Origin of the sequence: uncultured Mucilaginibacter sp. (assembly GCF_937859865.1) — a bacterium.
Lineage (GTDB): Bacteria > Bacteroidota > Bacteroidia > Sphingobacteriales > Sphingobacteriaceae > Mucilaginibacter_A.
On record NZ_CALMAT010000108.1, the window covers coordinates 42,565 to 51,826 of the forward strand.

8 protein-coding genes, 1 pseudogene and 1 riboswitch are annotated in these 9,262 nt (G+C 41.2%); of the genes and pseudogenes, 2 read left to right on the forward strand and 7 right to left on the reverse strand.

Annotated elements, in window-relative coordinates:
- Positions 1–15: 15 nt before the first annotated feature.
- From Q0192_RS11260 to thiS, 6 genes are read right to left on the reverse strand one after another with little or no spacing between them, the layout of a single operon-like run.
- Positions 16–1,068 (reverse strand): HesA/MoeB/ThiF family protein, encoded by a 1,053-nt coding sequence (locus tag Q0192_RS11260; protein ID WP_299289579.1) that lies wholly within the window; start codon positions 1,066–1,068, stop codon positions 16–18.
- Position 1,069: 1 nt separating this feature from the next.
- Positions 1,070–2,185, reverse strand: a complete 1,116-nt coding sequence (gene thiH, locus Q0192_RS11265; RefSeq protein WP_299289580.1) for a 2-iminoacetate synthase ThiH — start codon at positions 2,183–2,185, stop codon at positions 1,070–1,072.
- Positions 2,178–2,945 (reverse strand): thiazole synthase, encoded by a 768-nt coding sequence (locus Q0192_RS11270; RefSeq protein ID WP_299289581.1) that lies wholly within the window; start codon positions 2,943–2,945, stop codon positions 2,178–2,180. Before Q0192_RS11270 ends, thiH begins: the two co-directional genes overlap by 8 nt.
- Before the next feature lie 35 nt (positions 2,946–2,980).
- Entirely contained in the window at positions 2,981–3,622 is a 642-nt protein-coding gene (locus tag Q0192_RS11275) for a thiamine phosphate synthase (RefSeq protein ID WP_299289582.1), read from the reverse strand.
- Between the two features lie 11 nt (positions 3,623–3,633).
- Positions 3,634–4,263, reverse strand: coding sequence for a thiamine phosphate synthase (locus tag Q0192_RS11280; protein WP_299289583.1), 630 nt, complete (start codon positions 4,261–4,263; stop codon positions 3,634–3,636).
- A 17-nt stretch (positions 4,264–4,280) separates the two neighbouring features.
- Entirely contained in the window at positions 4,281–4,484 is a 204-nt protein-coding gene (gene thiS / locus Q0192_RS11285; RefSeq protein WP_299289584.1) for a sulfur carrier protein ThiS, read from the reverse strand.
- Positions 4,485–4,544: 60 nt separating this feature from the next.
- Positions 4,545–4,635: riboswitch (TPP riboswitch) on the reverse strand.
- A gap of 439 nt (positions 4,636–5,074) precedes the next feature.
- On the opposite strand from thiS, the gene Q0192_RS11290 reads away from it, so the two are divergent.
- Both Q0192_RS11290 and Q0192_RS11295 read left to right on the forward strand, forming a co-directional pair.
- Positions 5,075–7,249, forward strand: coding sequence for a glutamine synthetase III (locus Q0192_RS11290; RefSeq protein ID WP_299289585.1), 2,175 nt, complete (start codon positions 5,075–5,077; stop codon positions 7,247–7,249).
- Between the two features lie 266 nt (positions 7,250–7,515).
- Positions 7,516–8,694: an AIR synthase related protein gene (locus Q0192_RS11295; RefSeq protein ID WP_299289586.1), complete on the forward strand. Its 1,179-nt coding sequence runs from the start codon at positions 7,516–7,518 to the stop codon at positions 8,692–8,694.
- Between the two features lie 67 nt (positions 8,695–8,761).
- Here the strand turns inward: Q0192_RS11295 and Q0192_RS11300 are convergent.
- Positions 8,762–9,262, reverse strand: a pseudogene (locus tag Q0192_RS11300) (hypothetical protein); the annotation flags it as partial.

The following is a 9,262-nucleotide window of genomic DNA, read 5'->3' on the forward strand; positions in this document are numbered from 1 at the left end:
TTGATAAAAGAAGCATTAGTAAATTCCGTTTTTAAGGTTGTACATTGCTCCTTTAAAAACCGGTTTCAATAATTCTACAGCCATTTTACTACGTTGTCCGCTTCGGCAACAGAATACAATTTTTTTGTTTTTGGGGAGAGAACCTGCCTCGTCCATCAATTCATCAAAGGGAATGTTAATGCCGCCAATGTTGTAATCTTCAAACTCGTAATCTTCTCTTACATCAACCAGGTAAACTTCGTCTGGTGTTTTTTTCAGCCAGTTTTCTAATTCTTCTATGCTGATTTCCTGATTGTTACCTTTAGTAACTTCAACTTCTTTTGTTTTGGTTATTGGTTTTTGCTGAGTTTGTTTTCCAAACTTAAAAACGCTGACAGCATTATCTAAAGCGTTAACCGTCATCAGTTTTCCTGAAAGTGTTTCTCCAATCTCACAAATAATTTTAATGGCTTCGTTTGCCATATACAAACCTGCCAAACCCGGCAATACGCCTAAAACGCCAATTTCTGCACAATTCGGAACATCATTATCTGCAGGGGCTTCGGGGAAAATATCACGATATTGCGGTCCGCCTTTAAAATTAAAAACAGAAATATGGCCTTCAAACTTAAAAATAGAACCAAAAACAAGCGTTTTATTTAAAGCAACACAAGTATCATTTACCAGATAACGCGTTGGGAAATTATCAGAACCATCAATAATTAAATCATAAATTCTGATTAATTTTTCAGCATTTTCTGTTGAGATTCGTTCCTGAAAAGCCGTTATTTCAATGTAGGGATTCATCATTTTTAGCTTTTCGGCAGCAACAACCGCTTTGGATTTTCCCACGTCAGCTAAAGAATATAAAATCTGCCGGTGCAAATTGCTTTCGTCCACCAAATCATCATCCACAATCCCGATTTCGCCTACGCCTGCTGCAACCAAATATTGCAAAACCGGGCAACCCAGACCTCCTGCGCCAACCATCAGCACTTTGGCTGCTTTTAGTTTTTGCTGGCCTTCCAGTCCTATTTCAGGCAAAATGATTTGTCGGTTGTATCGTTTTAGTTCTTCTCGTGTTAACATTTTAAATAGCTAAACTGTTGTCCCAGTCTTTCCAAACAGGTTCGTAACCTTGCGCTTCAATCATGGCTGCAATTGCTGCCGGACTTCTATCATCAGAAATTTCAAATTGCTCTAATGATTCCGGTTCGACAGCATAACCGCCTGGATTGGTTTTAGAACCGGCACTAATGGCTGTAATACCTAACTTAATAATGTTGTTTCTAAATTTTTCTGATTCCCGTGTGGAGATTGAAAGCTCTACTTCTTCATTAAAAATCCGGTAAGCACAAATCAATTGCACCAATTCGCGGTCGTTCATTTCTACTTTCGGTTCCAGTCCGCCGCTGAACGGCCGCAAACGTGGAAAGGAAATGCTGTACTTCGTTTGCCAGTACTTTTTCTCTAAATAATCCAGATGCAAAGCGGTGAAAAAACAATCCGTGCGCCAATCTTCCAATCCAATTAAAACACCTAAACCCATTTTATGGATTCCGGCCTCTCCCAACCGATCAGGCGTTTCCAAACGGTATTGAAAGTTTGATTTTTTTCCTTTCGGATGATGCTTGCGGTAATCTTCCTGATGATACGTTTCCTGATAAACCAAAACCGTATTTAATCCGTAAGGCGTTAATTGCTGGTAATCTTCCAGATCCAACGGCTGCACTTCCATCGAAATATGCGAAAAATGCGGACGAATTAAATCCAGCACTTTTTTAAAATAATCTACATGAACGGTTTGATTTGCTTCTCCCGTAACCAGCAACACATGGTTGTAACCCATATCTTTAATCACCGCAACTTCCTGCATAATCTCCATCGGCGAAAGTGTTTTACGCTTTACCTTGTTATCGTAACTGAAACCACAATACGTGCAAATGTTATTGCATTCGTTGGAGAGATACAGCGGCACGTACATCTGCACCGTTTTGCCGAAACGCTTTAAGGTTAATTGCTGACTGAGTTGCGCCATTTGCTCCAAATAAGGCGCAGCAGCCGGTGAAATCAAAGCTTTAAAATCTTCCAATGTTCTTTTAGGGGAAGCAAGGGCGCGCTCCACATCCATACTGTTTTTAGCATAGATATTTTGCTTCGTTTCGTCCCAATCGTACGATTCGAAAATTTGTGTGAAATTATTCATCTAAAAAAGAAGTTAAAGGACTGCTTGCTACGGCGTGAGAAACCGGTGAAGCCAGTTTCGCTTCAAACGCCATCCGGCCAGCTTCTACCGCCATTTTAAAAGCTGCTGCCATTTGCACCGGATTACTTGAAACGGCAATTGCAGTATTAACCAGCACCGCATCAGCGCCGATTTCCATCGCCCGTGCCGAATCAGAAGGTGAACCAATTCCGGCATCAATCACCACCGGAACATTACTTTGACTGATGATAATCTCTAAAAAATCAATCGTTTTTAAACCTTTGTTACTGCCAATAGGCGAACCTAAAGGCATTACGGCAGCAGTTCCGGCATCTTCCAAACGTTTACATAAAACCGGATCAGCATGAATGTAAGGCATAACGATAAAACCTAATTTCGCCAATTCTTCCGTTGCTTTCAGCGTTTCAATCGGGTCGGGCATCAAATATTTTGGATCCGGATGAATTTCTAATTTAATCCAGTTGGTTTCCAAAGCTTCCCGCGCTAATTGCGCTGCAAAAACAGCTTCACGCGCCGTTCTCACACCAGAAGTATTCGGCAGTAAATTAATGTGCGGATATTTTAGACGGAGTAATAAATCATCTTCATCCTGATGGTTGGTGTCCACACGTTTTAGCGCAACCGTAACCAATTCTGAGCCTGACGCCAGCAAAGCATCTTCCATCAAAACAGAAGAACTGAATTTTCCGGTTCCGGTAAAAAGGCGCGAGCTAAATATTTTGTCTGCTATTTTTAACATTGAATTTTAGGTGATAAAAGAAGCATTGCTTCCGGTTAATATTCTTGTTTGGCCAAATTGGTTTGCAACAGCATTTCCTGCACCGTTTCTTTTGGGTTTTCGGCCCTCGTAATTGCGCCCGAAACCGCAACGCCATAAATGCCGGTTTGGATGATGGAAGCAATATCTTCCAATTCAATTCCACCGATAGCAATAATTGGCAGGCTGATTTGCGCTTCCTGCATTTGCTGCATAATGGTTTTATAACCTTCCAAACCTAAAATCGGACTTAATTTTTCTTTTGTTTTGGTGAAACGGAAAGGACCTAAACCAATATAATTTACACCTTCGGCAACTCTTTGCATAACGTGTTCAAACGTATTTGCTGTTCCGCCGATCATCATTTCCGGCCCAACAATTGCCCTTGCCTGCAAAACCGGCATATCCTGCAAACCTAAATGCAAACCATCAGCTTTTGCTTTTAGCGCAACTTCCGGATGATCGTTTACAATCAATTTTGCCGAAAACGCATCACATAATTTCTTGGCTTCCAAAGCCAATTCAAGCACTTTTTCTTCCGGTTGGTTTTTTACGCGGAGTTGTATCCAGTTGCAGCCAGCTTCCAATGCTTTTTTTATGGCTTGTAAATGCGATTGTTCGGCATTTTCCTGGGAAATGTATTGAAGTTTAGCAATCATTTTTTTCGATTTTATTGCGGAATGGTTAAAGCCGGAATACTGTTTTTAAGGCATATTTCCTGCAAAGTTTTAAAATTAGAAACGGCGTTTTCCGGCTTTTGCCAAATCGCTCCCAAAACAGCGGCGCCATCAAAATTCATTGCTTTAAGCTGATGGATGTTAGTTGCATCTATTCCGCCTAAAGCAATTACTTCAGGCGCATTCACTGATTTTTGCAAGGTAAAAGAAGCATCAGCAAAACCTGGATAATTTGCTTTGCTGATGCTGTTAAAAACCGGGCTTAAAAGTACGTAGTCAAAATGCACATGTTCTGTAACCGCTTGAACTTTATGAACGGAAGTACTCAATATAAATCCTTCTTTTTTAAGCCGTTGAAGTTCGTCATTTTTAGTATTACTTCTATCTTGCTCTGTAAAATGCAATCTATTGATGCTGTTTTTATCGGCTAAAAAATGGTATTGGTGCAAAGCAATTTTAGGGCGATGTTGCGGTACAATTTTTTTGATCAGCTCCTCCACTTCTGCTGGCGTTTGTTTTGGTTTCCTCAAATGGAAACAACTCATTCCGGCCTCAAAAAGCTGGTTAATTATTTTTGCTTCCTCCGGAACTTGTTCTTCGGCAGAAATGATGATCAGTTTCATTTGAAATGTTTTAACTGTTAACCGCCTTGTGTAGCTGTAATCATTACAATCTGGTCGCCGTTTTGCAGTTGCTGCGCCATCCAATTTGTTTTTGGAACGATGGTTTGGTTAATGGCAATTGCGATACCTTTTGCCGGCCGGTTAAGCACTTTTAAAACCAGTTCTTCTACAGAACAAGTTTCTGAAACCGAATATTTTTGTTGATTAACAGTTACTTCCATGTTGTTTAAACTAAACTTTAGGGACTGTTCCTGTTGTTAAGAGGGAAAAAGCAAAACAGCATATTCGCTTTTACTTTTCCCTTCGGCAATATCAGCTGCATCAGGTTCAAAGGGTATTATCTCAGTCCGAAGGACACCCCTAAAGTTGCAGTAAAGCTAAAAGAAAAAATTTATAATCCTGCTTTATTTTAAGAGTCTTTTTAAAATTGTACAATAGCCTTCAATATTCTCAGGATTGATCGTAATGCTTCTTTTACCGTATAAAAATTGGTGCTTGTATCCATTAAAATAAAACTAATGTTTGCCGGTTTTTAGGTGATAAAAGAAGTATTTGGCCATGCCGTACTGTACATTAAACTTTACACCCCAAATTACCTTTTTGTTGTTATTTCAGTTAAAGCCAGTAATACGGTTTACAACCTCTCTTTTTTCCCCAAAAAACATACTTGCCTTATTGTTTTTTTACTTTTTCATCAAATTTTTACCTTTATTTATGAAATTAGCAACATTTCTTGTAACTATGGGAATTATTTTCAACTATATTTTTTGGGAATAATCATTAGCAAACTTGTTAAAAACCTAAAATTAATATGTCTAACATCCGTTTTCAGGCGCTTCAGTCTGTTTCAACCCGCACTATTCCTGAGGTAAACGCGCCTTCGCCCAAAATTTCCGATTATTTTGGTTCTAATGTTTTCGACAAAAAGAAAATGAAGGAATATTTATCAAAAGAAGCCTACCAAAGCATTATAGACTCGATTGATAAAGGTGTACCGGTTGAACGTGAAATTGCCGAACACATTGCTTCGGCCTTAAAAACTTGGGCGGTAAGCAAAGGCGTTACGCATTACACACATTGGTTTCAGCCATTAACCGGTACAACAGCTGAGAAACATGATTCGTTTTTTGAACCCAGCGGAGACGGAAACGGCATCGAAAAATTTAGCGGTGATGCTTTGGCGCAGCAAGAACCGGACGCTTCGAGTTTTCCCAACGGCGGTATCCGCAACACTTTTGAAGCCCGTGGTTACACGGCTTGGGACCCATCTTCTCCCGCATTTATCATCAGCCAAACGCTTTGCATCCCAACGGTTTTTGTTTCGTACACTGGCGAAGCGCTGGATTTTAAAGTGCCCTTGCTAAAAGCCTTGGTTGCTTTGGATAAAGCTGCCGTAGATGTTTGCCATTATTTTGATAAAGGTATCGAAAAAGTAAACGCTTCTTTGGGCATCGAGCAGGAATATTTTTTGGTGGATGTGGCTTTGTTCAATGCGCGTCCGGATTTGTTTTTAACCGGAAGGACGCTTTTCGGCCACATGTCTGCCAAAAGCCAGCAGTTGGAAGACCATTATTTTGGTTCCATCCCAGACCGCGTTTATGCGTACATGCAAGATTTTGAAACGGAAGCGTTGAAGTTAGGCATCCCGTTAAAAACCCGCCACAATGAAGTTGCGCCTTCGCAGTTTGAGTGTGCGCCGATTTATGAAGAAATCAACCTGGCCATTGATCACAACCAGTTGCTGATGGATTTGATGGATAAAGTTGCCTTGCGCCATCATTTTAAAGTTTTATTGCACGAGAAACCTTACGCCGGTATCAACGGTTCGGGCAAGCACAACAACTGGTCTTTGATTACCAATACAGGAAAAAACTTGCTTTCGCCGGGCAAAACGCCGAAGAATAATTTGATGTTTTTAACCTTTTTCGTGAACACCATTCGTGCGGTTTATGAACATGCAGATTTGCTGCGCGCTTCCATCGCTTCGGTTACCAACGACCATCGTTTAGGTGCAAACGAAGCGCCGCCTGCCATCATTTCCATCTTTTTAGGCAGTCAGTTGAACGAGGTTTTGGATGAGATAGAAACAGCACGTATCAGCCGAATCATGAAAGATGAAAACTCTTTATGGTCAGGCATTCCAAAAATCCCACAAATTTTGCGCGATAATACCGATCGTAACCGGACTTCGCCTTTTGCATTTACCGGTAACAAGTTTGAGTTGCGCGCGGTTGGTTCTTCGGCCAACTCTTCCAGTCCGATGACGATTTTGAATTTGATTGTTGCCGACCAGTTGACCAAGTTTAAATACGATGTAGATAAGCTGATCAAAAAAGGCGAGAAAAAGGATGTGGCACTAATGACGATCATCAAACGCTACATCAAAGAATCCAAGTCCATCCGTTTTGAAGGAAACGGGTACAGTGAAGAATGGGAAAAAGAAGCGGCAGCACGCGGTTTGGCCAACATCAAATCCACACCAAAAGCGCTGGACGTTTTACTGTCAGAAAAAACAGCCGAACTATTTAACAAAACCGGCGTTTTCAGCGAACGTGAGGCTCATGCCCGCCATGAGATTTTGTTGGAAAACTTCTACAAAAAACTACAGATTGAAGCGCGCGTGATGGGCGAGCTGATCAACAGTTCCATCCTTCCTGCGGCCATTATTTACCAAAATAAACTGATTGACAATGTAAAAGGTTTAAAAGAAATTGGCTTGGAAGAAGCAGCTTACAGTGTGCAAATGGAGTTGATCCGCAAAATTTCCAGCCACATCAACGAAATTCAAACCAACGCTAAACAAATGCTGCAAGAGCGAAAAAACGCCAATGCCATCGAAGACATGCGCGAAAAATCCATTGCTTACGATGAAAAAGTAAAAGGCTATTTCGACCCGATCCGTTACCATGTTGATAAATTAGAGCAACTGGTTGACGACGCGCAATGGCCGCTGCCAAAATTTAGGGAGTTGTTGTTTATAAAGTAGGCTTTCAGCTATCGGCAATCGGCTTTCAGCTTCTTGCCTAAATTTATAAAAGCTTCGAAATTTTCGGAGCTTTTTTTATGGCATAAAAACATTATTACGAACAGCATTTAGCTTTCAGCGGTCAGCTATCAGTGCCATTCTAAATTAAAAAGCTTCAGAAATTCCCTAAGCTATTTTATGCCGATAAAAACAGTATTGGACTTTTTATACACCGAAAGCTGATTGCTGATAGCTGATAGCTTCTTCCATTTTCCTACTTTTGCCCCATGATTTCTTCACAGCGATATGATCTGCGGGGCGTTTCGGCTTCCAAAGAAGACGTGCACCAAGCCATCAAATCCATTGACAAAGGCATTTTTCCGAAAGCTTTTTGCAAAATTATCCCCGATATTTTAGGCCATGACGAAGCGTATTGCAACATTATGCATGCCGATGGAGCCGGCACAAAATCATCTTTGGCGTATTTGTATTGGAAAGAAACAGGCGATCTGTCGGTTTGGAAAGACATTGCGCAAGATGCCGTCATCATGAACCTGGACGATTTGCTTTGCGTTGGCGCAACTGATGATATTCTGCTTTCTTCTACCATCGGCCGAAATAAAAACTTGGTTTCGGGCGAAGTGATTGCCGCCATCATCAACGGAACTGAAGAACTGCTTTCCAATTTACGGGAATTAGGAATTGGCATTTATTCAACCGGCGGCGAAACGGCTGATGTTGGCGATTTAGTCCGGACGATCATTGTTGATTCAACCGTTACCTGCCGCATGAAAAAAGCAGATGTCATCTCCAACGGAAACATCCAAGCAGGTGATGTAATTGTGGGATTAGCTTCTGACGGACAAGCTTCTTACGAAAATTCTTACAACGGCGGAATGGGTTCAAACGGCCTTACTTCTGCCCGCCACGATGTGTTTAATAAATTGTTAGCCCAAAAATATCCTGAAAGTTTTGACCCTTTGGTTCCCGAAGCTTTGGTTTTCTCCGGATCTAAAAACCTGACTGATCTGGTTGATATTGGCAACGGCAAAACCATAACAGCCGGAAAATTAGTGCTTTCTCCAACCCGGACTTATGCGCCGGTTATCAAAGAAATTTTAGAACAACATCGTCCGCAAATTCATGGTATGGTGCATTGCAGCGGCGGTGCGCAAACCAAAGTTTTGCATTTTGTAGATCAGGTTCATGTCATTAAAGACAACCTGTTCCCGGTGCCGACATTGTTTAAATTAATTCAGCAAGAATCCAACACTAACTGGCAGGAAATGTACAAAGTGTTTAACATGGGCCATCGGATGGAATTGTATGTGCCGGAAACACTGGCAGCGCAAATCATCGAAATCTCTGAAAAGTTTAACATTGCAGCACAAGTTGTTGGCCGTGTGGAAGCTGCATCTGCAAAAAAATTAACGATACGATCTGAGTTTGGGGAATTTGTGTATTAGCGTTAATAGTAGCAATACTTCTTTTACCACCTAAAAATCTGTCTGGTTTTACAAAGCAAACAGCTGTTTACCGCTTATGCCTCCGATGTTTTTTGCTGCTTCTACTACTGCTTTTATGCTTGGTTTTTTTAGCAGCATGATGTTTATGGTGTTCTACAACATGATGATGCTTCTTTTGCGACCTCTTTTTTGTTGAAGTTGAAGTTCTTTCAGAAGAAGTTGATGTTTTTGTTGCAGCAACCGATGCTTCTTTTACCGGTGTTTTTTTAGTGGTATCTGCTGCTGCAGTTATTGCCGGTTTTTCATTTTCATCCCCAGCGTCTACTGTTTTTACCGTAAAATTATTGTTGCGGATGCCGTATTCCAAAACCCGTTTTTGGCCGGTTGGTTTTGCATTGGCCCCGCTCCCATTATAAACCGGAAATTCGCGCATTAAACCGCCGTCTTTGATGTAAAACTGGTCTTCGCCGCGGTAACCTTTTTTTTGTGAAGAGGTTAGTTTTGGGAAATCCAGCTTTTGCGCCCGGTTGTCTTTGTACTCAAACGCATCAATTTGTGTGTGTTGGGT

What these genes read in the sequence shown, in the direction of transcription:
- Q0192_RS11275 (WP_299289582.1), bottom strand. Translation starts at nt 3,622, where the DNA reads ATGATTGCTAAACTTCAATACATTTCCCAGGAAAATGCCGAACAATCG.
- Q0192_RS11260 (WP_299289579.1), bottom strand. Translation starts at nt 1,068, where the DNA reads ATGTTAACACGAGAAGAACTAAAACGATACAACCGACAAATCATTTTG.
- thiH (WP_299289580.1), bottom strand. Translation starts at nt 2,185, where the DNA reads ATGAATAATTTCACACAAATTTTCGAATCGTACGATTGGGACGAAACG.
- Q0192_RS11270 (WP_299289581.1), bottom strand. Translation starts at nt 2,945, where the DNA reads ATGTTAAAAATAGCAGACAAAATATTTAGCTCGCGCCTTTTTACCGGA.
- thiS (WP_299289584.1), bottom strand. Translation starts at nt 4,484, where the DNA reads ATGGAAGTAACTGTTAATCAACAAAAATATTCGGTTTCAGAAACTTGT.
- Q0192_RS11280 (WP_299289583.1), bottom strand. Translation starts at nt 4,263, where the DNA reads ATGAAACTGATCATCATTTCTGCCGAAGAACAAGTTCCGGAGGAAGCA.
- Q0192_RS11295 (WP_299289586.1), top strand. Translation starts at nt 7,516, where the DNA reads ATGATTTCTTCACAGCGATATGATCTGCGGGGCGTTTCGGCTTCCAAA.
- Q0192_RS11290 (WP_299289585.1), top strand. Translation starts at nt 5,075, where the DNA reads ATGTCTAACATCCGTTTTCAGGCGCTTCAGTCTGTTTCAACCCGCACT.